This is a genomic window from Candidatus Pelagibacter sp. Uisw_106, from assembly GCF_047724975.1.
Taxonomy (GTDB): Bacteria; Pseudomonadota; Alphaproteobacteria; order Pelagibacterales; family Pelagibacteraceae; genus Pelagibacter.
Genome location: NZ_CP159819.1, coordinates 258,888 through 284,498, shown reverse-complemented (window position 1 = coordinate 284,498; position 25,611 = coordinate 258,888). Strand labels below are relative to the sequence as shown.

26 protein-coding genes and 1 riboswitch are annotated in these 25,611 nt (G+C 30.2%); of the genes, 7 read left to right on the top strand and 19 right to left on the bottom strand.

The features are described 5' to 3' along the window. The first annotated feature begins 42 nt into the window (after positions 1-42). Positions 43-480, top strand: a complete 438-nt coding sequence (locus tag ABXT45_RS01520; protein WP_415313977.1) for an Lrp/AsnC family transcriptional regulator — start codon at positions 43-45, stop codon at positions 478-480. 32 nt (positions 481-512) lie between these two features. On the opposite strand, the gene ABXT45_RS01515 is transcribed toward ABXT45_RS01520, so the two are convergent. The 8 genes from ABXT45_RS01515 to ABXT45_RS01480 form a co-directional block, all read right to left on the bottom strand. Further along, positions 513-1,280, bottom strand: coding sequence for a DUF1365 domain-containing protein (locus ABXT45_RS01515; protein ID WP_415313975.1), 768 nt, complete (start codon positions 1,278-1,280; stop codon positions 513-515). Beyond that, entirely contained in the window at positions 1,273-2,517 is a 1,245-nt protein-coding gene (locus ABXT45_RS01510) for an NAD(P)/FAD-dependent oxidoreductase (RefSeq protein WP_415313973.1), read from the bottom strand. The genes ABXT45_RS01515 and ABXT45_RS01510 overlap by 8 nt, the downstream gene beginning before the upstream one ends. A gap of 12 nt (positions 2,518-2,529) precedes the next feature. After that, entirely contained in the window at positions 2,530-5,388 is a 2,859-nt protein-coding gene (gcvP, locus tag ABXT45_RS01505; protein WP_415313972.1) for an aminomethyl-transferring glycine dehydrogenase, read from the bottom strand. Then, the gene (gcvH, locus tag ABXT45_RS01500) at positions 5,389-5,769 is read right to left on the bottom strand and encodes a glycine cleavage system protein GcvH (protein ID WP_271505016.1); all 381 of its coding nucleotides are present in this window, start codon (positions 5,767-5,769) and stop codon (positions 5,389-5,391) included. It abuts the gene before it with no gap. Beyond that, positions 5,766-6,872 (bottom strand): glycine cleavage system aminomethyltransferase GcvT, encoded by a 1,107-nt coding sequence (gene gcvT / locus ABXT45_RS01495; RefSeq protein ID WP_415313970.1) that lies wholly within the window; start codon positions 6,870-6,872, stop codon positions 5,766-5,768. Before gcvT ends, gcvH begins: the two co-directional genes overlap by 4 nt. Before the next feature lie 77 nt (positions 6,873-6,949). Further along, positions 6,950-7,039, bottom strand: a riboswitch (glycine riboswitch). Positions 7,040-7,063: 24 nt separating this feature from the next. Further along, positions 7,064-7,957: a DMT family transporter gene (locus ABXT45_RS01490; RefSeq protein WP_415313968.1), complete on the bottom strand. Its 894-nt coding sequence runs from the start codon at positions 7,955-7,957 to the stop codon at positions 7,064-7,066. Next, complete coding sequence (locus ABXT45_RS01485; RefSeq protein ID WP_415313966.1) at positions 7,944-8,897, bottom strand: biotin-dependent carboxyltransferase family protein; 954 nt, start codon at positions 8,895-8,897, stop codon at positions 7,944-7,946. Before ABXT45_RS01485 ends, ABXT45_RS01490 begins: the two co-directional genes overlap by 14 nt. Next, on the bottom strand, positions 8,890-9,576 hold the full coding sequence (locus ABXT45_RS01480; protein WP_415313965.1) for an allophanate hydrolase subunit 1: 687 nt from the start codon (positions 9,574-9,576) through the stop codon (positions 8,890-8,892). Before ABXT45_RS01480 ends, ABXT45_RS01485 begins: the two co-directional genes overlap by 8 nt. 27 nt (positions 9,577-9,603) lie before the next feature. Between ABXT45_RS01480 and ABXT45_RS01475 the strand changes: the two genes are divergently transcribed. From ABXT45_RS01475 to ABXT45_RS01465, 3 genes are read left to right on the top strand one after another with little or no spacing between them, the layout of a single operon-like run. Then, entirely contained in the window at positions 9,604-10,377 is a 774-nt protein-coding gene (locus ABXT45_RS01475) for a 5-oxoprolinase subunit PxpA (RefSeq protein WP_415313963.1), read from the top strand. Positions 10,378-10,380: 3 nt separating this feature from the next. After that, positions 10,381-10,872 (top strand): tetratricopeptide repeat protein, encoded by a 492-nt coding sequence (locus tag ABXT45_RS01470; protein ID WP_415313962.1) that lies wholly within the window; start codon positions 10,381-10,383, stop codon positions 10,870-10,872. A 40-nt stretch (positions 10,873-10,912) separates the two neighbouring features. Beyond that, on the top strand, positions 10,913-11,527 hold the full coding sequence (locus ABXT45_RS01465) for a YjbE family putative metal transport protein (protein ID WP_415313960.1): 615 nt from the start codon (positions 10,913-10,915) through the stop codon (positions 11,525-11,527). Position 11,528: 1 nt separating this feature from the next. Here ABXT45_RS01465 and panB read toward each other — a convergent pair whose 3' ends face one another. From panB to ABXT45_RS01420, 9 genes are read right to left on the bottom strand one after another with little or no spacing between them, the layout of a single operon-like run. Beyond that, positions 11,529-12,302, bottom strand: a complete 774-nt coding sequence (gene panB / locus ABXT45_RS01460) for a 3-methyl-2-oxobutanoate hydroxymethyltransferase (protein ID WP_415313958.1) — start codon at positions 12,300-12,302, stop codon at positions 11,529-11,531. A 3-nt stretch (positions 12,303-12,305) separates the two neighbouring features. Continuing rightward, a complete protein-coding gene (locus ABXT45_RS01455; protein ID WP_168606598.1) occupies positions 12,306-12,725 on the bottom strand; it encodes a VOC family protein in 420 nt (139 codons plus the stop codon). Positions 12,726-12,751: 26 nt separating this feature from the next. Beyond that, positions 12,752-14,317, bottom strand: coding sequence for a glutamine-hydrolyzing GMP synthase (guaA, locus tag ABXT45_RS01450; protein WP_415313957.1), 1,566 nt, complete (start codon positions 14,315-14,317; stop codon positions 12,752-12,754). Further along, on the bottom strand, positions 14,307-14,744 hold the full coding sequence (locus ABXT45_RS01445) for a hypothetical protein (protein WP_415313955.1): 438 nt from the start codon (positions 14,742-14,744) through the stop codon (positions 14,307-14,309). Before ABXT45_RS01445 ends, guaA begins: the two co-directional genes overlap by 11 nt. Next, positions 14,744-15,820, bottom strand: a complete 1,077-nt coding sequence (gene guaB / locus ABXT45_RS01440; protein ID WP_415313953.1) for an IMP dehydrogenase — start codon at positions 15,818-15,820, stop codon at positions 14,744-14,746. Before guaB ends, ABXT45_RS01445 begins: the two co-directional genes overlap by 1 nt. Before the next feature lie 37 nt (positions 15,821-15,857). Further along, a complete protein-coding gene (locus ABXT45_RS01435; protein WP_415313952.1) occupies positions 15,858-16,469 on the bottom strand; it encodes an RlmE family RNA methyltransferase in 612 nt (203 codons plus the stop codon). Then, entirely contained in the window at positions 16,470-17,381 is a 912-nt protein-coding gene (locus tag ABXT45_RS01430; RefSeq protein WP_415313951.1) for a glycosyltransferase, read from the bottom strand. Then, positions 17,382-18,185 (bottom strand): CDP-diacylglycerol--serine O-phosphatidyltransferase, encoded by an 804-nt coding sequence (gene pssA, locus ABXT45_RS01425; RefSeq protein ID WP_415313949.1) that lies wholly within the window; start codon positions 18,183-18,185, stop codon positions 17,382-17,384. It abuts the gene before it with no gap. A gap of 3 nt (positions 18,186-18,188) precedes the next feature. Next, on the bottom strand, positions 18,189-18,836 hold the full coding sequence (locus ABXT45_RS01420; protein WP_415313948.1) for a phosphatidylserine decarboxylase: 648 nt from the start codon (positions 18,834-18,836) through the stop codon (positions 18,189-18,191). A 77-nt stretch (positions 18,837-18,913) separates the two neighbouring features. On the opposite strand from ABXT45_RS01420, the gene ABXT45_RS01415 reads away from it, so the two are divergent. Further along, complete coding sequence (locus ABXT45_RS01415; protein ID WP_415313946.1) at positions 18,914-20,128, top strand: NADP-dependent isocitrate dehydrogenase; 1,215 nt, start codon at positions 18,914-18,916, stop codon at positions 20,126-20,128. On the opposite strand, the gene alaS is transcribed toward ABXT45_RS01415, so the two are convergent. Further along, a complete protein-coding gene (alaS, locus tag ABXT45_RS01410; protein ID WP_415313944.1) occupies positions 20,121-22,790 on the bottom strand; it encodes an alanine--tRNA ligase in 2,670 nt (889 codons plus the stop codon). The genes ABXT45_RS01415 and alaS overlap by 8 nt on opposite strands. 255 nt (positions 22,791-23,045) lie before the next feature. Here alaS and ABXT45_RS01405 point away from each other — a divergent pair, with 255 nt between their 5' ends. Beyond that, positions 23,046-23,429 carry a heavy metal-binding domain-containing protein gene (locus ABXT45_RS01405; protein WP_415313942.1) on the top strand — a complete coding sequence of 128 codons (384 nt, stop codon included), beginning with the start codon at positions 23,046-23,048 and terminating at the stop codon, positions 23,427-23,429. Between the two features lie 215 nt (positions 23,430-23,644). Continuing rightward, entirely contained in the window at positions 23,645-24,067 is a 423-nt protein-coding gene (locus ABXT45_RS01400) for a hypothetical protein (RefSeq protein ID WP_415313941.1), read from the top strand. Between the two features lie 291 nt (positions 24,068-24,358). Here ABXT45_RS01400 and recA read toward each other — a convergent pair whose 3' ends face one another. Next, positions 24,359-25,510, bottom strand: coding sequence for a recombinase RecA (gene recA, locus ABXT45_RS01395; RefSeq protein ID WP_415313939.1), 1,152 nt, complete (start codon positions 25,508-25,510; stop codon positions 24,359-24,361). Positions 25,511-25,611: the final 101 nt, after the last annotated feature.

The following is a 25,611-nucleotide window of genomic DNA, read 5'->3' as shown; positions in this document are numbered from 1 at the left end:
GCAAATATTATGGTATATTAATAATTATAGGTAAATTTTACTATGATAGATAAAATAGATAAACAGTTAATCTCACTACTAGCGAAGAATGCACAAACTACACTTAGTGAGCTAGCAAAAGCCGTTAATTTATCAATTTCACCATGCCAAAGTAGAATCAAAAAACTAGAGCAACAAGAATATATTCTTGGCTATCATGCTCATATAAATTTTAAAAAGTTAGAAAAAGCACACATAGCCTTTGTTCAAATTTCTTTATCGGATACACGAGCTAAAGCACTAGATCAATTTAATTCTGAGGTAAAAAAATTAGAAGCGGTTGAACAATGCCATATGATTGCAGGAAACTTTGACTATTTATTAAAAATTAGAACTAATAATATAAACACTTATCGTTTGCTGTTATCTGAAAAAATATCCTCATTACCAAATGTTGCATCTACTTCTACATTTGTTTCCATGGAGAGTGTAAAAGAATAATCCATGAGATAACCTTAATTTAATAATTAATATTAATTTTCTATAGAAATATTGTTTTTAACTTTAATTTTTTTTTTTATAAATTTAATTCCTTTTGTCCATAGTTTAAATGCCTCAAAATGTATTGCGATAATAATTTTAAATGTCATCAATGGATGTCTTAAATAAGATTTCATAAGATTGTAATTATTTAATTCACTTTTAATACCATCTTGTGAGGCGTATAATATTTTGCCAACTGGATCATTTAGGTCAATTATTACAGATATTTTATTACCAGGTTTCAACAGTCTAAAAAAATAAATACAATTCATTTCAATAAATGGAGATACATGAAATTTTTTCTTACACACATGTTGAATAAGATTTTGGTCTTTTTCAGTTTTAAAAACATAAACATGTTGCTCGCCAAATGTGTTCTTAACTTCATATAATATTGATATTAAATCAGAATTTTTGTTATATACATAAAAAACACTTAAAGGGTTAAATACATACCCAAATATTCTTGGGTAGCATAAAAGTTTTATTTGAATATTGTTAGTATCAATATTATTTTTTTTAAGATTTTCTAAAACCCAGTCCTTAAGAGAACTTCCATCTCTTGCTCCATGGTCTTTATCAAAAAAACTAATAATATTAAATTTATTATATGAAAATATCTTTAGGGTTTTGTGTAATAGGCTTATTTCTGATAAATCTATAAGCAGCGAAAATACACCATAATTGAAGCTATGAATTTTGGGCTTAAATCTTTTATGAATTACGTTACCTGTATAAATATAAGAATTTTTAATCATTCAGCGTTTTTAACATATCAATAGACGACTTTATTCCATCCTCATGAAAACCATAACCAAAATAACTACCACAAAATAAAATATGTTTTTGATTTTGAATTTTATGTAGATTGCTTTGATTATTTAATGCTTCAGTATCGTAATAAGGGTGAGTAAATGATACTTTTTTAAATATTTTATCATTTGGAATTTCTTTAAATGGATTTATTGTTAAAAAAATATCTCTATCTATCTTCAAATTTTGTAACTGGTTTATCCAATATGTTACAGCTGTCTTTTCATTATTAGCTGAATCCATTGAAGAATTCCAAGCGCACCATGCTTTTTTATTTTTAGGCATAATACTTTCATCAAAATGTATTACTGCAGTGTTAGCTCTATATTTAAATTTTTTCAATATTGACTCCTCATCTAGAGTTGGATTGTCAATTATCTTTAATGCTTCATCTGCGTGGGTTGCTATTACAACTTTATCATAATCAAAGAACTCATTTTCCTCTCCATAAAAAATCTTAACACCTAAATCATTTCTGGTAATTTTATTTATATTATAATTCTTAAAATGTTCACCACTAACTTGGTCTATTATCTTATCAACATAAGTTTTACTTCGATTTGCAACCGTAAACCACTGAGGTCTGTCTTTAATTTTAAATAGCCCATGATTCTTGAAAAAACTTAAAAAAAAAGATAGAGGCATTTGCGTTGCTTCATATGGTGGCATCGACCATATTGCTGATACCATTGGTATTATATGGTAATTAACAAAATAATCTGAAATTTTTATTTCTTTTAAATATTCTCCTAATGTTATTGATTTAATTTTTTTGATTTCTATTTTTTCACAGTTTTTATAAAAACTTAAAATTTCAAAAAACATTTTTATAAATTTTAAATTAAATAAGTTTTTTTTATTGGAAAAAATCCCACTTAATCCTTTTCCACAATATTCTAAATCACTATTTTCTACAGTGACAGAAAATGACATATCACTTTTTTCAATCTCTATTTTATTTTCTGAAAAAAAATTAATTAAATTTGGATAAGTTTGCTTGTTAAAAACCATAAATCCAATATCAATTGGAATTTCTTTATTAGGTTTGTAAGCGACCTTTATTGTATTTGCATGACCTCCAAAATGATTTTCTTTTTCAAATAAATCTACTTTATGTTTTTTGGATAGGTAGTAAGCAGCACTCAATCCTGATATACCCCCACCTACTACAGCAATTTTCATCTTGGCAAATATCTAAGCTGCCGTATCTTCGTACTCTTCCATAGATGGACATGTGCAAAACAAGTTTTTATCTCCATAAACATTATCTACTCTACCAACTGGAGGCCAATATTTATTTGTTCTTAAAAAATCTGAAGGATAAGCGGCCTCTTCTCTTTCATACTTATGATCCCACTTATTGGATGTTAATTCAACGTGAGTATGTGGCGCATTCTTCAATGGGTTGTCAGTCTTGTCATATTCGCCAGACTGAATTTTATCTATCTCTTGTTTTATCTTTATAAGAGTAGAGCAAAACTTATCAATTTCACTCAAACTTTCGCTTTCAGTAGGCTCAATCATCATTGTACCAGCAACAGGCCAGGACATTGTTGGAGCATGATAGCCAAAATCAATCAATCGCTTTGCAATATCTTCTTCTGTAATCCCTGTTTCACTTTTTATTGTTCTAATATCAATGATACATTCATGAGCTACATTGCCACTTTTACCCTTATACAAAATTGGAAAAGAGTCTTTTAATTTATGTGCAATGTAATTTGCATTTAGTATTGCAACTTGTGATGCTTTTCTTAAGCCTTCAGAGCCCATCATCTTTATATACATCCATGAAATTGATAAAATACTTGAGCTGCCCCAGGGTGCTGCAGATACTGCCCCCATTCCAGTCACTGGGCCACAATCTTTAATTACAGAATGCTTTGGTAAAAATATTTCTAAATGTTTTTTACATGCTATTGGTCCCATGCCAGGTCCTCCACCACCGTGTGGTATACAAAACGTTTTATGTAAATTTATATGACAAACATCTGGTCCAAAATTACCTGGTTTTGCAATTCCAACTAACGCATTTAAGTTTGCTCCGTCCATATAAACTTGTCCACCATGATTATGAATTAATTCACAAATATCAGTTATTTTTTCCTCAAAAACACCATGTGTTGATGGGTAAGTAACCATAAGAGCAGCTAAATTTTCCGAATGTTCTTCAGCTTTATTTTTTAAATCTTCATAGTCTACGTTTCCATATTGATCGCATTTCACAACAACTACTTTCATACCCACCATTTGGGCGCTTGCTGGATTTGTGCCATGTGCAGAGCTTGGAATTAAACAAACATTACGATTTGTTTCATTATTTTTTTCATGAAATTTACGTATTACCATTAAACCAGCAAACTCACCTTGAGCTCCAGCATTTGGTTGTAGTGACACTCCAGAAAATCCTGTTATTGACCTTAACCAATTTTTTAAATCAGTAAATAACTCCCTGTAACCATCCATTTGTTCAACTGGAGAAAAAGGATGTGGCTGTGAAAATTCTTTCCAGGTAACTGGTATCATTTCTGAAACTGCATTAAGTTTCATAGTACATGATCCTAAAGCAATCATGGATTTATTTAGGGCAATATCAGAGTCTTCTAATTTTTTTAGATAACGTAGCATTTCTGTTTCTGAATGGTATCTATTAAAAACTGGATGATCTAAATAAGTTGAAGTTCTTAATAAATTTTTAGGAATATTAGATAAACTTTCATTCATAGATTCTTTAATTGTTTCTGAGCAATTAAAAATTTTTAATAACTGATTTGCTCTGTAAAGATTTTTTCTTTCATCAAAAGACACTGCTAACATTTCAGAATTTACTTTTCTGATATTTACTCCTTGATCTAAAGCATTTTTGTATATCTTCTCTGTTTTATCTAGAGTTTTTATTGTTACCGTATCAAAAAAATCATCTGAATAAAGTTCGTAACCAGACTGTTTTAGTTTATCTGCAAAATTTTTAGTCAGTTGAGAAACACTTTCTGCAATCTTTTTAATACCTTGTGGACCGTGATAGACAGCATAAGCTGCAGAGACTATTGCTAATAATGCTTGTGCAGTACAAATATTACTCGTGGCTTTATCTCTTCTTATATGCTGCTCTCTTGTTTGAAGTGCGAGTCTGTATGCTTTTTTTCCATGCTTATCTACCGAAACACCTACTATTCTACCTGGCATTGATCTTTTATACTCATCTTTTGTAGCAAAAAATGCTGCGTGTGGACCACCATAACCCATTGGAATTCCAAAACGTTGTGAACTACCGACTGCAATATCAGCACCTAACTCGGCAGGTGTTTTTAGTTTGGCAAGTGCTAACAAATCACATGCAAGAACTGCTTTTCCATTATGTTTATGTATTTTACTAATAGCCTCACTTGGGTCTTTTATATCTCCAAGGGTGCCAGGGTATTGAATAATACCACATATAATATCTTCTTTAATATCTTTATCTTCGTCGCCAACTATTATTTCTAAACCTAAAGGTTCAGCTCTTGTTTTAATAACATCGATAGTTTGAGGGTGACAATTTTTTGAAACAAAAACTTTTTTAGATTCAGACTTAGATATTCTATAACTTAGTCCCATAGCTTCTGCTGCTGCTGTTCCTTCATCTAAAAGAGAGGCATTAGCAATATCCATTCCTGTAAAGTCAATTATCATTTGTTGAAAATTTAATAACATTTCTAATCTACCTTGTGCTACTTCTGGCTGGTAAGGAGTATAAGAAGTGTACCATCCTGGATTTTCTAAAATGTTTCTAAGTATTACGTACGGTGTATAAGTTCCATAATAACCCATTCCTATAAAGCTAGAGTAAACTTTATTTTTTTTAGCTATATCTTTTAGTTTTCTAAGTGCTTTATATTCAGAGTTTGGATCTCCAATATCTAAGTCATCTTTAAGAAGGATTTTTTCTGGTACAGTGTCTTTTATTAAATCATCAAGACTTTTATAGCCCAATTCTTTAAGCATAACTTTTTGTTCATCAACTGATGGACCTATATGTCTTTGTATAAAATCTTTTTGAGCATTTTTTAACATTTAACTACCACTTTCTTTTGAAAATTTTTCGTATTCTTCTTTATTCATTAATGAATCCATTTCAGACTTATCAGTAATTTTTAATTTAAAAAACCATGCATCATTTTCTGGATCGTTATTAACCTTTGCAGGATCATCAACAATTGCTTGATTGTTTTCGATAATTTCTCCAGATACAGGAGTATAAATATCACTTGCAGCTTTTGTAGATTCTACAACACCAGCATTACCATCTTTAACAACAGAGGACCCTATTTCTGGTAGCTCTACAAAAACAATATCACCTAGCATTTCGGTTGCATGTTGTGTGATTCCTATAACAGCAGTATCTCCATCTAATTTTATCCATTCATGTTCTTTTGAATATTTTACTTCGCTCATTTGCTAACTCCTTTCACATAACTTTTTTTATAAAATGGCAAATTACTTATAAATGCCGGATATTTTTTTCCTCTCACTTCTAAAAAAACCTTAGTATCAATTTTAGAAAATGAATTTTCTACATAACCCATGGCGACTGGGGCCTGGACACTCGGTCCGAAAGTTCCACTTGTAATTTCCCCAATATTTTTATTATCTTCACTAAATATTGATGTTTTTTCTCTAGCTATAATTCTTCCTTCTGGCTTAATACCTACACGGATCTTACTTACCCCTTTCTCAATTTGAGATTTAATCTTTTCACATCCAATAAATCCACCCTCAAGAATTCTATTCTTTGATATCGCCCATTTTAAATTGGCTTCTACTGGGCTTTTATTAATATCCATGTCATGACCATACAAACAAAGTCCCGCCTCTAATCTCAAGGTATCTCTGGCACCTAGTCCAATTAAACTGGCCCCTTCATCTAAGAGGTTTTGCACAAACACCTCTGCATCATCATTTTTTATAGATATTTCAAATCCATCTTCACCTGTATAGCCTGATCTTGTAATGTAAATATTTTCTTTAAGGTAGTTAAATGTATCACCATTCATAAATTTTAAATCTGATACTCCATTGATTATTTTTTCTAATATTTGGACTGCTTTTGGCCCCTGTATTGCTATAAGAGATAATTCTTCACTTAAAATCATTTCATACTTATTTTCTAATAATTTAGATAAAATTTTAAAATCTGTATTCTTACAAGCAGCATTCAATACAATGTTAAAACCGCCTTCAACTTTGGTGATAATCAAATCATCGTAAATTCCTGCTTCTTCATTCATTAAAAAACTATATTTTGACTGATTTAATTTAGCGTTGCTCAATTCAGCTGGAAAAATTTTTTCAAGACTTTTTGCTAATGTGTCGTCTCCTTTAATGAATAGCTGACCCATATGTGACACATCAAAAATACCTGCATTTTCTCTTGTACTTTTATGCTCCTCAATAATTCCTTTAGAATATTGAATTGGCATTTGATAACCAGCAAATAGAACAAATTTAGCTCCATGCTTTTGATGTAAATTGTAAAGTGCAGTTTTTATATTTTCCATATTAACTCATTGTACCCATCTGTATGTTTGCCTGAGAGTTTTATTCCGTCGGCGAGAACTTAATCTCTTTCCAGAGTTAATATGTTACGGTCCTTTTGCCTGAGAGATTCCTGGGTGGTTGCTCCTTCGGCGCTACGATAGTCTGTAGTCTCTCCCGTATGGGAGAATAATCTACCAGATGTATGTCAGAGTCAATTAATAATTTTTTCTTTTTTATTGGATAAAAGTAACGATGAAAACTGAAGTAAAACAGCAAATAGAATAATTGCGCCTCCAATTAATGTAAATAATGATGCTCGTTCACCTGCAAATAAAAAAGCCCAAACAGGCCCTAAAACAGATTCGGATAACATAATTACTCCAACCATTGCTGAAGGCGTACTACGTGCACCAATGGTAATGAATATAAAGCCAAAACCAACTTGAAAAAAGCCTGCTAAGAAACCTAAAAATATATCATTAGGTGAAACCATTAAATTATGTGAATAGTAAATACATACGCTTAACCCTATTAAACATGAGCTTACTCCAGCAACAAATTGAGCAGGAATCATGTCTACTGTGGGAAATTTTCTTACAATCATGATTAAAACAGCAAATGTGATAGGCATTGTAAATGCGGCTAAATTTCCTGAAAGATTACCTGGTCTTAAATCATTGCCAACCATTAAGGTAACTCCTATTATTGCTAATATTATTGAAACTAAAGTGATTGTTGAAATTTTTTCTTTTAAAAATAAGTAACCAAAAATTGCAAGAAATAAAATCTGTAATGATATTATAAAATTAGTATTAGCAACTGATGTATTTGACATTGCATATACATAACCACAAAATCCGAATGATAATACAATACCACCAAAAAAACCTGGCAATCCCGACTTATAGAAAGAGCTTAAAGTTTTCTTTTTATAGGTAATTATTAGAAAGGCTAAAACTGTAAGCGTAAAAAATAAAGATCTCCAAAAAAGAATTTGCCACTCTGTAGAGCCTTCAAATTTTTTCACAATAAGCCCACCAAAACTTAAACTTAAAGCTCCCATAAAAATCAGTAATGGACCTGGAATTTTATTAATTACATTCATTTAAATATCTATTTGTATCTTCTGTGTATGCTTTAAATATATTCTGAGCTTCTTCAAGACTTACTTCCTTAAAGTTTATTTTTGTTCCAGGGGTTAATTGCCCAACTAAATCAAGATCAGCAGTAATAACTACACCAATTTTTGGATATCCTCCAACTGTTCCATGATCAGACAACATTATTATTGGATTACCGTCAGCAGGTACCTGAATAACTCCTCTAACTAAACCTTCTGATTTGATGTTGGTGTTTTTTATATTTTCTAATTTAGGACCTTTTAATCTTATGCCCATTCTATCAACAAGGTTTGTGATTAAAAAATCTTCATTAAAAAATTTATCTATTGCATCTTTAGAAAAATAGTCAAAATTTGTACCTTTAATAATTCTAATGATATTATCAGTAGAATAATCATAATTTATTTTTTTGTTTATTGTGTTTTTGATATCCTTTTTTTTAATAAAAATTTTATCGTTTATGGAATATTTTTTTCCATCGTTAGGCCCAATATTTGCTTTAGTGTTTATGGAATAACTGCCCCAGGTTTTTTCTAGATCAAAGCCACCATTAACAGCTAGATATCCATACGTAGAATTTTTGGTTGATATTATATCTATTTGATCCTCTTCATCTAAAATATAACTTTTATAACATTCACCTTCTTCAACCTTTAAATTCTTTCTAATAATCTTAAAAAGGATATCTCCAGATATCGCAAAATTAATTTTTCCATTCTTTAACTTAAAAAGAGGGCCTTGGTATGCAAACTCTACTACAGGCTCATTTAATTGATTATCAACCAATCTATTTGATAATGTGTAATTTCTCTGGTCAATTGCACCACTTACTGCAATTCCAACATGATATAAGTGATTTCTACCTTTGTCTTGAATAGTAGTGTTAACCCCCGCTCTTAAAATTTCAAAATATGCTTTATTCATTCCAATTTAAATATTCTTCTTTTGTAATTTGATAAAAACTTACTTTATCACCTGGATTAACTAGAGCTGGTTGAATTAAATTTTTACCATCAAAAATTTTCTTTGGGGTGTTACCGATAATATTCCAACCACCAGGGCTTTCAAAAGTATAGATATTTGCAAATTGCTCTGTTATTCCTACTGATCCTTTAGGCATCTTTAATCTTGGTGTTTCTAATCGATCACATCTAATATTTTCATTAAGATCTCCTAAAAAAGGCATTCCAGCAATAAAACCTGTCATATAACAAAAATATTCTTTGCCAAAATACAGTTCTAATATTTTATCTTTATCTATATTCAATTTTTTGGTTAGCCTTAAAAAATCTAATCCATATTCATCATCACAACAAACTGGAATTTTAACTTTTTGATTATTATTTTTAACATCTTTATTAATAGTTAAACCCTCTATAAAATTTTTAATTTTTTTATAGTTGGTTATAGTTAAGTCAAAACTAATGATTAATTTATTATAAGAGGGGGTTAAGTTAGTTATTCCGTCTACTTCTTTCTCTTTTATTAATTTTGATAAATGATTAAAATAATCTATTACATTGGCATTTATCGACTCATTAACTCCAGAACCAAAATCACAATAAACAGCTGTATCACCAAGATTTGATATATTTTTAACCATGCCATGTTATACTCCAGACTAAAGAGTATGGAAATTAATATCAATTGTGATTTAGGAGAAAAATCTAAGTTTCATTCAATCGAGAATGATCCCAAGTTACTTAATATTGTAAATTCTGCCAACATTGCCTGTGGCTATCATGCTGGGGATGAACAAACAATGGAAATGGTTATTCAAATTTCTAAAAAGAATGGAGTTAGTATGGGTGCTCATCCTTCTTTTAATGATCCTGAAAACTTTGGAAGAAAAAGAATGAATTTAAATTCTTTAGAAATAAAAAAACTAATTTTTGAACAATATGAAATATTACAAAAAATTGCTCAAAAACATAATGAAAATGTAACCCATATCAAGCCACATGGAGCACTTAATAATATGGCTTGTGAAGATTTAGAATTAGCCACAACGCTGGCTGAGGCAATTAAAGATATAAATAAAGATATTATTTATCTTGTCCCAACTGGTTCACAAATGGAAATTGCTGCTAAGAAAAATAATATGAAAATAGCTTGTGAAATATTTGCCGATAGAAATTATGAAGATGACGGTAATTTGATCTCTAGAAAAAAGCCTAACGCTTTAATCACTGATCCAGATATTGCAAAGAAACATGTGTTATATATGGTTAAAAATCAGTCAATAAATTGTCTCAGTGGTAAACAGATACCTTGTGAAATTGACTCTGTTTGTATACATGGTGATAATGAAAGTTCATTAGTAACTGCAGGATCTATCAAAGATAATTTAGTTAATAGTGGCTTAATACTTAAACCTTTAAATAAAATGAAAAAATTTAACTAAAATATGAAAAAACTTATTTATACTTTACTAATAATTATTGCTCTTACTAGTAATTCATTTTCTGCAGGGACTAGCAGTGATAACGATTCTTCTCCTAAAGTGTCAGACTACACAAAAGCAAAAAATTTAGTTAAAGCTGCAAAAAAATATGAAAAAAAAGGTAAAATAGAAAAAGCACAAAAAAGATATGCTAAGGCACAAAAGCTTCTTTTAATATCTAATAAGAAAAAACCTCTACAAGCAGATACTTTAAATTATTTAGGCTTTACTACTAGAAAACTTGGGGATTATGAAGGAGGTGAAAAATTTTACTTACAAGGCTTACAAATTGAGCCCAATCATAATGGAATAAATGAGTACCTTGGTGAGCTTTACGTAACTACTAATAGAATGGATATGGCTAAAGAAAGATTAGAAGTTTTAAAAACTTGTAATTGTGAAGAATACGAGGAGCTAAAAGAAATTATTGACGGAACAAAGAAGTCTAAATATTAAACATTGAATAAAAAATAAATATTTAATATTATAAAAAATCTTGATTGAAGAATTCATAATTTTAACCCAAATTATATTTATAGATATAATCTTAGCTGCTGATAACGCTATTATTATTGGATTAATTGCTGCTAACTTTGTACCAAAGAATAGAAAGCAAATAATTCTCTGGGGTGTTGCTGGAGCTTTAGTTTTTAAAATTATTTTTGCTCTTTTTGCTACTTACCTATTTGAATTTTATTATATTAAAATTTTAGGTGGGCTACTTCTAATCTGGATTGTTAATGATTTAAGGAAAGATTTAGTTGAAATGAAGAATAAGATTAAATCACCAGTAAAAAAATCAACAGAGCCTTCATTTGTAAAAAGTATTTATAAAGTTTTATTTGCAGATATTACGATAAGCTTTGATAACGTTATTGGAGTCGTTGGTGCTGCAAAAGGTTATTTTGGTTTCATGATATTTGGTCTTGTTTTGTCTGTAATATTAACTGGGGCATTAGCTACTTATTTAGCAAATTATATTCAAAAACACTTATGGATAGCCTATGTGGGGCTAGGTTTTATTTTAATTGTGGCACTACAATTAATAATTGGTGGATTAAATGATTATGGTGTTTTATCAATTAACGAAACATTTAAACAATACTTTTAATTTAGTATGAATGTTTCTTAGTAGGAAACTTATTTGTAACTACATCTTTCTTAAACTTTAGTGCAGCATCATCTATTTGTTTTTCAATATTTGAATATCGTTTAACAAATCTAACTTTCATTTTATTTAATCCTATAAGATCATCTGTGACTAAAACTTGTCCATCACAGTGTACTGAGGCACCAATTCCAATCGTGGGAATATTAATCATTTTTGTAATTTCTTTTGCCAATGAGCTTTCAACACATTCTAAAACAATTGAAAATACACCAGCTTCCTCCAAGAGCTTAGAGTCTCTTAAAATAGTTTTTCTTTCTTTTGTTTCTTTTCCTTTAAATTTAAAATTTGTTGCAGACTGTGGAAGAACACCAAGATGACCCATTACTGGAATTTTGTTCTTAATTAAAGTTTTGATTATTTGAACAATTTTTATACCACCTTCAAGCTTGACAGCATCACACTTCGTTTTAGAGATTATTTTTTTTGCATTTCTTAAAGCTTCTCTTGAGGTTCGGTAAGTGTTATGAGGCATGTCTACTACCATTAAGCTTTTTTTAACACCCATCCTTACACTTTTAGAATGCTCAATCATCATATCTAATGTCACTTTTTTTGTAGAAGAAAAATTATAAAGTACAGATCCAAGGGAGTCACCTACCAAAACAAGATCACAGTGTTTATCTATAATAGATGCAATATTTTTAGAGTAAGCAGTAAGGCTTATAATTTTAGATTTATTTTTTTTTTTAATAAAGTTAATAATCTTACTATTCATTTTTTACCAAATACCATTATTTTTCATTGATGCCCACGGTTCTTTAATTTCTAAATTTCCTTCTTGTAAGATTTCTATAGAAATATTATCAGGGGATCTTACAAATGCCATATGACCATCTCTAGGTGGTCTATTAATTGTATAGCCCATATCTTTAAGTCTCTCACACGTTTGATAGATATTTTCAACACGGTATGCCAAATGACCAAAATTACGAGATCCATCACCAAGCTTGTCGCCATCCCAATTATAAGTTAGTTCTAGTTCAGCCTTTTCATCACCGGGTGCTGCTAAAAAAATTAAAGTAAACCTCCCTTGTTCACTCTCCATTCGTCTAGTTTCAATTAAACCTAGTCCCTTGCAGTAAAAATCTAATGATTTTTCTACATCTGAGATCCTAATCATAGTGTGCAAATACTTCATAATATCTTGTACTCTATAATAAAATATTATTCTAATTCAATGGTACTAGGAGGTTTTGAGGTAACATCATAAACTACTCTATTAATTCCCCTAATATTGTTAATAATTTGATTAGAAATTGATTGCATGAAACCTTTAGGAAAATCAAAAAAATCAGCAGTCATTCCATCTTCGGATGTAATTGCTCTTAAAAGACAAATATGTTCATAAGTACGATTATCTCCCATAACACCCACAGTTTTTACTGGTAATAATGCAGCATAAGCTTGCCAAATTTTATCGTATAATCCATGATCTCTTAAAGCCTTAATAAAATAGAAATCTGCTTCTTTCAAAATTTTGATTTTTTCATTTGTTATAATCCCAGGCATTCTTATTGCTAGTCCTGGACCTGGGAATGGATGTCTTGAGATTATATTATTAGATAAATTAAGTTCTAAACCTAATTTTCTTACCTCATCTTTAAATAAAAATTTAAGAGGTTCTACTAATTTTAATTTCATTCTTTTAGGAAGGCCACCCACATTATGATGTGATTTTATTTTTGAGGTTTGACTACCTGTAACAGATTTACTTTCAATTAAGTCCGGATAAAGAGTGCCTTGAGCAAGAAATTTAACATTTTTAATTTTATTAGCATATCTTTCAAATATTCTAATAAATAGATTTCCTATAATTTTTCGTTTTTTTTCAGGATCAGAAACATTTGTTAATTTTTTAATAAATTCTTTTTCTGCATTTACATAAATTAAATTCATCTTTAATTTTTTCTTGAATGTATTAACTACTTGCGTTTCTTCATTTTTTCTTAAAAGGCCATTATTAACAAAAATACAAGTTAAATTTTTTCCAATTGCTTTACTTAACAATTGCGCAACAACACTACTGTCAACGCCTCCTGACAATCCACAAATTACTTTGTTGTTGCCTACCTGTTCTTTAATTTCATTAATTAATTTTAATTTTTGATCTTTCGAAGACCAGTTTTTTTTAATTTTACATATAAGAAAAACAAAATTACGTAATAAAATTTTACCTTTATTAGTGTGCGTTACTTCTGGGTGAAATTGCACCCCATAAAAATTATCTTTAATATTTTCAATTATTGTTAATTTAGAATTTTTTGTGGATGCTATAACCTTAAAATTTTTTGGCATTTTTGATACTTGATCAGCATGGCTCATCCAAACATTACTTGTATTATTTTTATTAAAAAAATTTTTAGTTAAAATACTATTTGATACTTTATTTATAGTCGCAAGACCAAACTCCCTGTGTTTTGATTTTTTAACTTTACCGTCTAACAGTTTAGACAATATCTGATGTCCAAAACATATACCTAGGATTGGAATTTCAAGTTTTAAAATCTTCTTATCAAATTTAAATTTATCATTTTCATAAACATTAAGAGGGCCACCAGATAGTATTATTCCAGCAATATTGTCTTTTGTAATTTGGGTTATTTTTATTTTTTTGTGGCTAACTATTTTTGAAAAAACCCCTAATTCTCTTACTCTTCTTGCAATTAATTGAGTAAATTGGGAACCAAAATCAATTATTAAAATTTTACTTAAATTATTATTAAGACTCATTTTTAGGTTCCAAATTCTTTAAGGATTCTAAAATAGAGTTTTTTTTATTACATAATTTATTGCAAATTTTAGAAAAATTATCTGCTAATTCTTTTACTTTAGAATAATTGGATCTTTTTAACTCTATTTCCATGAGCATATAATTTGCTTCTTCATTTTTAGGATTCAATAAAAGCACAGTATCTATATTTTTTTTTTCTTCTTTTTTATTTTCTTCAAAATTATAAATTTTTGCTAAATATAAATATGAGTTTTGATCCTTTGGGTTAAAAACAATACTTCTTTGAAACAAAAATTTAGATTCTTCATACTTTTGTTCGTCATATTTATTTTTTCCTTTTTCAAAAAAATTGTTCTCTGCTAAAGAATAGCTGCCAAAATTTAAAAGCATAAATAGCACAATTGTTAATTTATTTATTTTTTTCATTAATATTTACTTTCATTTTTTACTTGATCAACATTATGAACCATACTTTCATAAAAACCTGCTTTTGTTATTTTTACAAAATTAGGTTTATTTTTAAGATTTAGAACTTTTTTTGCACCTAGATAGCCCATAGATGATTTTAAACCTCCAATTAATCTATAAATTATACTTTTAACATCACCTTTATATTTTACAAAACCTTCTACTCCCTCCGGAACATATTTAGATATATCTTTTTGTTTGCTTTGAAAATATCTATCAGCTGATCCTTTATTCATTGCTCCTACAGACCCCATTCCTCTAAAACTTTTAAATAACTTGCCATTTTTTTTAATTAGTTTTCCAGGTGTTTCAAGGCTTCCTGCAAATAGAGAACCTATCATTATTGCATCAGCACCTGCTGAAAGTGCCTTAGCTAAATCACCAGAATATTTAATTCCACCATCTGAAATAATTTTTACTTTATTATTTTTAACACCTTTTTTAACTGCCAATATTGCACTTAACTGAGGTACACCAATACCAGCAACTAGTCTAGTTGTGCAGATTGATCCTGGTCCAATTCCAACTTTAATAATATCTACTCCTAATTTTATTAAAAATTTTGCAGCTTCTGCAGTTGCAATATTTCCAGCACATAGAGTTGTTTTATTTGTTTTTAATTTTTTTATAGCTTTAATAATTTCTGCAACTTTTTTGCTATGTCCATGGGCTGTATCAACAACAATTAAATCCACTTTTTCTTTTAAAATAGCTTCCGCTCTTTTAAGCTCTAAAGGACCAGCTCCAACAGCTGCACCAACTAATAAGTTTAATTTTTTTACCTTTTTAATTTCGTCAATTTGCTTTTTAATATCAAGATTTCTGTGAATTACACCAATACCTCCAGCTTTAGCTATTGCTATAGCCATTTTGCTCTCAGTAACCGTATCCATAGCAGAGGATAATAAAGGTATTTTTAATGTTAAATTAGATGATAATTTTGTGCTGGTATCAACTTCAGAAGGTAGAACTTCTGAATATTTTGGTGCCATTGTGACATCATCAAAGGTTAGGGCTTCTTTTATAGGATCCATAATGATTTATATATGATTCCCTTTAAAAAAAAAGTCCCTATCTTAAGATTTTACAAATAATAAAACTTTCCTTAGACTCTTTTCTGCTAGACTTAGGTTTAAATACCTTTACTTCTTTGAATAATTTTTTGCCTAAAGCAACTATTTCGTTAAATGATGAGCCTAAAAAAATCTTAGAGACAAATCGCCCTTCTTTAACCAGCATTTCTTTAGAAAAATTCATGGCTTCCATCGCAAGTTCCCCTGTATAAATTGCATCTATATCTTTTATACCCGTTGTATTAACGGCCATATCGGACACAACAACATCCACTTTTGATTTGAATAAGCCTTTGATTTTTTCTTGAGAATCTAAGTCAGTAAAATCACCTTTAATTTGGATTGTATTCTCAATTTCTTCCATACCCTTTATATCGATTGAAACCAATCTTCCACTTTTTACTGTTCTTGAAATATATTGAGACCAGCTACCCGGTGATGCACCTAAATCTATTACTGATATTCCATTTTTTAATATCTTAAATTTTTCATCTATTTCTATTAATTTATATGCTGATCTAGCTCGATAACCGTCTACCTGAGATTGTCTAACATAAATATCTCTTTTTTGTTTATTAATCCAATTTTTTGAAATTTTATTCTTTTTCAATTAATGACCAAACCTTAAACTTTTTAATAAAATTTTATTTTCTAAAGTTTTTATGTTTATCTTTACCTCTTTATGTAATCTCATATCTTTGTCACCATCCCAAATTCCAGAAGCAAGGTGTATTATACCTAATTTATGATTAGGCAGATAAGGCTCGACAAAGCTTTTTTCTTGCTCGTTAAATTTTGGTAAAAGATTACTAACTAACCAGTTGCAATTATGAGGCAAGAACTCAGTTTCTAAATCATCGATGTAAACAGACATATTAATAGCTAATTGTTCTGATCCAAAAATATTTCCAGCTTTTAATGTTTGTTCTAAATTTTTTTGCCAGATAATCCATCCAACTGAATTTTTTTCTAAAGAAAAAACACCAATATTAATGTGTGGAGCAAAGGCAAGTTTTCGCGCTTTATCTATTCCAATTTTTGATTTTATTGCATGTTTAAAATTTTGAGATTTAATTATTGCTAGTTGTCCAAATATCCAATTAACTTTAGACATTATTTTATATCCAGGTGTAAAGGTTTGAGTAATTCCCAATTTTCCATTTTCGCAAGCTTTAAAATAAAGCTCTATTGAATTCCAATCCCCTACCCAAGCGTCACAATCAATCCATAAGAATTTTTCATAACTAGGAAAATATTTTGGTAAAAAGGCTCTAGATACTTGACTCTTTAACCACTCTCTTCCTTTTACTTTAAATGCCGGAACATCAATGTCCCATTCGGCTGATTTAATTTCGTCGACTTTTTTAGATAATATGTTTCTTTGTTGCTCGGACAAACCAGCATCTAAAATGCAGATTGCTGTATCTTTGCTTTTTTCAAAACTCTTAATAGAATCGACTAATTCATTAAGTAATTCAAAGTAATTTGAGTCAGCTAGAGATACAATTACATTTTTTTTCATCTACAATATGTCTTCAAGATCATCATTATCATGATTTTCACCACTTAAAATTTTTTGTTTATAAATTTTTTGATAACTAAAGTATCCAAATGGAATTAAGCAAATATAGATTAATCCACAAATGACCAAAACTTTAAATGTGTATATTAACAAAAGTCCAAAAAATAACACAACACTAAATAATGCAAAAATTGTCATACGACGTGGTATGGAAATCTTTTTAAAAGCAAATGTTGGAACTTTACTGATCAATAAAAATGAAATCAAAATAAAGAATGTTGGTACTACTATATCGTAGTTAATCTTTATTAAATTTATCTCACTTAGACTTAATATTAACGGCATCAATACTAAAATTCCACCTGCTGGTGACGGTACACCTTCAAAGTAATTATCTCTCCAAGATGGCTCTGAATTTGAGCTTACATTAAATCTTGCAAGTCGAAGAGCAACACAAACCACAAAAATCATTGTAAGTAACCAACCAAATTTACCTAAATTATTTAAAGACCAGAAATACATTATAAAAGCTGGTGCTACACCAAAACTAATTAAATCTGCTAATGAGTCTAATTCTTTTCCAACCAAGGAAGTTCCTTTTAACATCCTTGCAACCCTACCATCTAATGTATCAAAAATTGCAGCAAAAATAATAGCTATAATAGATAGTTCAAATTTTTCATCTAATGCAAATTTAATAGAACTTAACCCAATACATACATTTATTAATGTCAGCGCATTAGGCAAAAGCATTCTAGCTTTTTTATCTGATACAATTTTAAAATTATTTTTAGGTTGTTCCATAAGCTACCTTTTAGCTAATAGCGTTTCACCAGCAATTGTCTTCTGTCCTACTTTTACTAACGTTTTATAATTTTCAAAATAAACATCAGCCCTACTTCCAAATCTTATCATTCCAATTCTTTCACCTTGTTGCAAATTTTGATCCTTTGAAGATTCACATACAATTCTTCTGGCAATTAAACCTGCAATCTGAACAACAATAACGTCTTCTCCATGGCTATTCGTTATCTTGTAATAATTTCTTTCATTATCTTCACTTGCTTTATCAAGTGATGCATTTAAAAATTTTCCAGGCTTATAAAGTATTTCTGAAATTTTACCTTCACAAGGTGTTCTATTTACATGACAATCAAATACGTTCATAAAAATACTAATCTTAGTGAATTTTCTATCTTCTAAACCTAGTTCTTTTGGTCCATCAACCTCATGAACCATTAAAACCTCACCATCTGCTGGACTTGTTAGGTAATTTTCATCGTTTATTGAAATCCGTTCAGGGTCTCTAAAAAAATAATAAACCCATGTAGATAATACCAGACCAATTAATCCTAGAAAGGTACTCAGGAAGTATAAAAAAATTGTTGCAATAATAGCTATAGCTAAAAATTTGTATCCTTCAGAATGAATTTTTGGGAAAATTTTCTCTAACATAAGCTTCTATTTGATAATTTTTTATTAATATGTATATAAAGCACTCAATTACAATTACTATTATATATTATTCATTTATGGCTAAAATAAAGGTTAAAAATCCAGTTGTTGAACTAGATGGTGATGAAATGACTAGAGTCATTTGGGAATTCATTAAAAGTAAACTAATTTTACCATATTTAGATTTAGATATAAAATACTACGATCTTGGTATGAGAAGCCGAGATGATACAGATGATGTAATAACTATAGATTCTGCTAAGGCAATTAAACAGCATAACGTTGGTATAAAATGTGCAACAATTACTCCAGATGAAGCACGTGTTGAAGAGTTTAAGTTAAAAAAAATGTGGAGATCTCCAAATGGAACCATCCGAAATATTCTTGGAGGTACAGTTTTTAGAGAGCCCATAATTTGTAAAAATATTCCAAAACTTGTTCCAACTTGGACTGACCCTTTAATTATTGGAAGACACGCTTTTGGCGATCAATATAGAGCAACAGATTTCAAAGTCCCAGGTAAAGGTAAAATGGAAGTTAAATGGACTGCAGAAGATGGTAGTGATGAAATTAAATATGAGGTCTTTAATTTTCCCGGACCAGGAATTGCTTTATCAATGTACAATTTAGATAAATCTATAGAAGACTTTGCAAGATCTTGCTTTAACTATGGAATAATTAAAAAATGGCCTGTGTATCTTTCTACTAAAAATACTATTTTAAAAATTTACGATGGTAGATTCAAAGATATCTTCCAGGAAATTTTTGATAAAGAATTTAAATCTGATTTTGATAAACTTAATATCACCTATGAACATAGACTAATTGATGACATGGTTGCTTGCGCAATGAAATGGAGTGGTAAATATATTTGGGCTTGTAAAAATTATGATGGTGATGTTCAGTCAGATACTGTAGCTCAAGGATATGGGTCGTTAGGATTAATGACAAGTGTACTTCTTGCGCCTGATGGAAAGACCATGGAAGCTGAAGCGGCTCATGGAACTGTAACTAGGCACTATAGAATGCATCAAGAAGGTAAAGAAACTTCTACAAATCCTATTGCATCGATTTTTGCTTGGACTAGAGGTTTGGCTCATAGGGGAAAATTAGATGGCAATGAAGATTTGATTAAATTTTCAACTACATTGGAAAAAGTTTGTATTGATTGTGTTGAAAATGGATCGATGACAAAAGACTTAGCAATTTTAATTGGGCCCTCAAGTAATTATTTAACTACCAATCAATTTTTAGATGAATTGGATGGACAGCTTAAGAAAAAGCTTAATTAATTAATTTTTTAATATTTTCAAAAGACTCTTCAATTTTATCAGGCAATGTTCCACCGGCTTGTGCAAAGTCAGTTCTACCACCACCACCTTTACCACCAATAACTTCTGAACCAGTTCTAACAATTTTTACAGCATCAAACTTGCCTTCTAATGTTTTGGTAACACCTACAGCTAATCCAACTTTATTGTTATTGATTGCATAAATTATTACTAATCCCTCACCGATTTCTTTTTTTCCTTCATCAATTAGCTTGCGTAAATCTTTAAATGGTAAATCTACAATATTTTGAAACCTAACTTTAAATCCATTAATAATTTGATCATTGATTTTATTTTTATCTTTATCTTTTAATATTGAGCTAACTGAAAGTTGATCAAATTGTCTATTAAGCTCTTTTATCAAGGCTACTTGATCACTATTTTGAAGATTAGGTTTTCCCCCTAATTTAATAATCTTTTTTTCTAATTCTTTTATAACTGCCTCATTTTTTTGATCTGACAGATTAGATAAGTTTTCTTTCTCTTTTAAAAAATCAACTAAGTGCGTGTCTCTTAATGCTTCAATTCTCCTTACGCCTGCTGCAATAGATGATTGGCTTATAACCTTAAATTTTCCAATGTCAGCTGTATTTATAACGTGCGTTCCTCCACATAGTTCTGTTGAGAAAAATTTACCTTCCTCGTCCCCCATAGATAAAACTCTCACTTCATCACCATACTTTTCTCCAAATAAAGCTAAGGCACCATTCTCAACTGCTTCTTTAGGTGTCATTATTCTTGTTTTCACCTCTGACTTTTTTTGAATTATTGAGTTAACATAATGTTCAATTTTTCCCATCTCTTCTTCTGAGATAGGCTTCATATGACTAAAGTCAAATCTTAATCGATCAGACTGAACTAAAGATCCTTTTTGGGTTACATGCTCACCCAAAACTCTTCTTAACGCTTCGTGCAATAAATGAGTAGCAGAATGGTAGGCTCTAATATTATTTCTTCTCTGTGTGTCTATTTTTAATTCAACACTGTCTTTTAATTTAACCGAACCTTTTATAACTTTTCCATAATGCACAAATAAGTCCCCTAGTTTTTTTTGAACATCAGCTACTTCAAATTCAAAAACCTCATTAGAAATTATTCCTGTATCAGCAACTTGCCCCCCTGACTCACCATAAAAAGGTGTTTGATTTGTAATTATAATTCCTTCATCATTTTCTTGTAGGTCTTGAGCCTCTTTATTATTTTTAAGAATTAAAGTAATTACACCTTCCGCTTTATCTGTGGAATATCCTAAAAAATCAGTTGCACCTAAACGATCTTTTATATCAAACCATATTTGATCTATAGAACTATCCCCTGACCCTTTCCAATTTTTTTTTGCTAATTGTTTGCTTTCTTTCATTAATAAATCAAACTTATCACCATCTACGGTCAGTGATTTATTTTTCAAAATATCTTCAGTTAAATCTAATGGAAAACCAAATGTATCATAAAGTTTAAATGCCACTTCACCAGGTAATATTTTTTCTACTTTCTCTAACTCTTCATTTAATATTTTTATTCCTCTATCCAATAAAACTAAAAACTTTTCTTCTTCTGTTTTTAAAGTTTCTTTTATTAATGATTGTGCTCTTTCTAACTCAGGATAATTGTTAGACATTTCTTCTAGGAGTGTTTTAAAAATATTATAGAAGACTGGTTTTTTGGAACCTAGTAAATGTGAATGTCTCATTCCACGTCTCATAATTCTTCTAAGCACATATCCTCTACCTTCATTAGATGGTAAAACTCCTTCTGCTAATAAAAATGAACTTGCTCGTAAGTGATCTGCTATTACTCTAAAGCTAGATTGGTTAACTTCATCTACTTTAACGTTTAATGTGTCGGATGCAGATAGTATTAGTTTTTTAAAATGATCTGTTTCGTAGTTATCGTGTGTTCCTTGTAATAGTGCGGCTACTCTCTCAAGACCCATACCAGTATCCACAGATGGTTTGGGTAAATCTATTCTTTTATCTTTTGAAATTTGTTCATATTGCATGAATACTAAATTCCATATTTCTATAAACCTGTTACCATCTTCATTTTTAGTGCCAGGCAAGCCACCTTCTAGATGGTCACCGTGATCATAAAATATTTCTGAGCATGGTCCACAAGGTCCTGTGTCACCCATAGACCAAAAGTTATCTGATGTTGCTATCTTGATTATTCTTTCATCGCTAAAACTAGCTATTTTCTTCCAAAAGTTGAATGCTTCTTCATCGTCATGGTAAACTGTTACATAAAGACGATTTTTATCAATTCCGAACTCTTTAGTTATTAAATTCCATGCATAGCTAATTGCCTCTTCTTTAAAATAATCTCCAAATGAAAAATTTCCAAGCATTTCAAAAAATGTATGATGCCTTGGTGTATAACCTACATTTTCAAGGTCGTTATGCTTACCTCCTGCCCTTACACATTTTTGTGAGGTTGTAGCTCTTATATAATCTCTTTTTTCTAATCCAGTGAATACATTTTTAAATTGTACCATTCCTGAGTTTGCAAACATTAGTGTTGGGTCATTATTTGGAACTAAATTACTAGACTCAACTATTTTATGATCATTTTTTTCAAAATAATCTAAAAAAGTTGTTCTAATTTGATTTAGTGTTTTGTCAGCCATATATTTAAAATACAGCTTTTTTATTTGATGTCTAGATAAGTGTAGGGAAAAAAGGCGCTTAAATTATGCACTTGAGGGACACACTACCTCACACTAGCTCACACTAGCTTACACTAGTTATGCAGATAATAAAAAATTGATTAAAAATAATTTGTGTAAAGACTCATCAAATTAAGCAACAAACTAGAACATAGACTAGAACATTTAGAGATAAATCAGATGATAAATTCTCAAGTCTTTTGATAACATTTAATAATGAAAAAGATTTTAGGGATCATGATTCTGGGTTTTATCCTTTCGAGTTGCGGACCACGAGTAGATGTTATTAACCTTTCTACTGTTGAGCCCGATGTACTTGCTAAAGCAAGTAAACTTCAAATTTTTAAACTTGATAACGCTCAACCAAAACCAGAAATAGATCAATATATTGGAGAACTTACAGCATATTCATGCAAACATTTAACTTGGGATCCCCCAGCTTCAAAAGGTGATGCATTAAAACAATTAAAGATTAAAGCAGTTAGGTCTGGTGCGAATGGAGTCATTGATATAACTTTTGATTCTAGAGGTACTGATACATTTGGAACAAATTGTTGGGAGAGTGTTCAGGCGAGTGGGACAGCTGTAGTTTTTAAGTAATAAAACTACGCGTCAGCTACGAGTAAAACCAATCTAAACGTTAATCAGCATTATAAATAAAGAGAAGTAGATGAGTGTGTAGGGGCGTTCTGTTACCCGGTGCCCCAGACCGTGCTTCTATAATCCTTGTTTTGCAACAAAGTTGACACAACCTTATGTAGAAACTTTAAAATATTATGTGATGACTGTTTGAGGAGTGTGTGTTAAAATTTTTTATGAAAAAGATTTCAGCAATTGTCTTTCTTATATTTTTAATTTTTAGTAATAATGTAAATGCACAAAGATGGGGTGAGGGAGAATTGCAACTTACTAAAGGTATGGCAGATTATTTTATTAAATTTATCCGTGGAAAAGGAAACAAAAAGCCAGCTGATTTTTATATAACATTGGATGGTACTGATGGAACAGCTTGGAATTGTAGCTATGCTCAATGTAATGAAGGAGACCCTATTCAAGATATTTATGATTGTGAGAGAAAAACTGGAAAAAAATGTAAAAAATTTGCTTGGAAAAGAACAGTAAAATGGAAAAATGGTATTAATCCAGCCAAAGGAAAAGCATCAACTTTTAAAAGTAAATGGTCAGATGCAGAAATGTATGAAAAACTTACTGAGTTGGGTTTTTACAATAATAAATAATTTTAAATAAAATTACGATCTGGATAAGATGAAAATTATCCTAAAAACTAATCAGTATTATAAATAGAAAGAAGTAGGAAGGTTGTAAGGGGCGTTCTGTTACCCGGTGCCCCGGACCATGTTTATCAGTTATAGGATTATGTGGGACAACTAGAACACAGACTAGAACATTTAGAGATAAATCAAGTTTCTGGTGTGAGTATGTTTAAATAAGCGTTGGTATTCCTAAAGATAGTAAGGGAAAAAAGGCGCTTAAATTAAGCGCCTTTTAATAATTAAAGATGACTTTAACTAATTCTTTTTAGATGGAGGTGTTACTTCTTCTTTTATCTCCACTTTAGGATCCTCAATTTGATCTTTTGCTGCTTTTTCTGGATCAAGAGGATTGCCTTCAATTTTTTTTGCTATCACTCCAGCTTTTTCCCTAATTGCCATTTCAATTTCTGCTGCAATTTTAGGATTTTGCTCTAAATAAGTTTTAGCATTCTCTCTTCCTTGTCCAATTTTTTCACCTTTATAAGCATACCAAGCTCCAGCTTTTTCAACAATGTCAGCTTTTGCACCAAGGTCAACTAATTCACCTACTTTACTAATACCTTTGCCGTACATTAGGTCAAATTCAACAACTTTAAATGGTGGTGCTACTTTATTTTTAACCACTTTAACTCTTGTTGAGTTACCAATAATTTCATCTCCATTTTTAATGGCACCAATTCTTCTGATATCTAATCTAACAGATGAATAAAATTTAAGTGCATTTCCACCAGATGTAGTTTCTGGACTTCCAAACATAACTCCAATTTTCATTCTAATTTGGTTAATAAAAATCATCATTGTATTTGTGCTTGAGATTGAGCCTGTTAACTTTCTTAAAGCTTGACTCATTAATCTTGATTGAAGTCCAACGTGGTGGTCTCCCATTTCTCCTTCAATTTCAGCTCTAGGTGTTAGTGCTGCAACAGAGTCAATTACGATAACAGAAATTGATCCTGATTTAACTAGAGTATCAGCTATTTCTAGAGCTTGCTCACCAGTATCAGGTTGAGAAATTAATAATTCTTCAGTATCTACACCAAGTTTTTTTGCATAAATTGGATCTAAAGCATGTTCTGCATCTATAAACGCACATGTTCCACCAGCTTTTTGAGCCTCTGCTAGTACCTGTAATGCTAAGGTTGTTTTACCAGATGATTCTGGTCCATAGACTTCAACAACTCTTCCTTTTGGTAAGCCACCTATTCCAAGCGCCACGTCTAAGCTTAATGATCCTGTTGAAACTGACTCGATGTCCATTGCTCTTCTTTGGCCAAGTTTCATTACTGATCCTTTTCCAAAATTATCAATAATTTGAGCCATTGCCGCGTCTAAAGCTTTGCTTTTTTCGTTGCCTTCTGCTTGCTGTGCTTTTGTAGATTTAACTACTTTTAAGTTGTTTTTAGTCATTTTATGCCTTTTTATTAAATAATTAGTGTTCGAATCGTGCGTTAAATGTACACATTTTGTTCTTATTTTCAATAGTTATTTTTTTATAATAAAATGGCTTT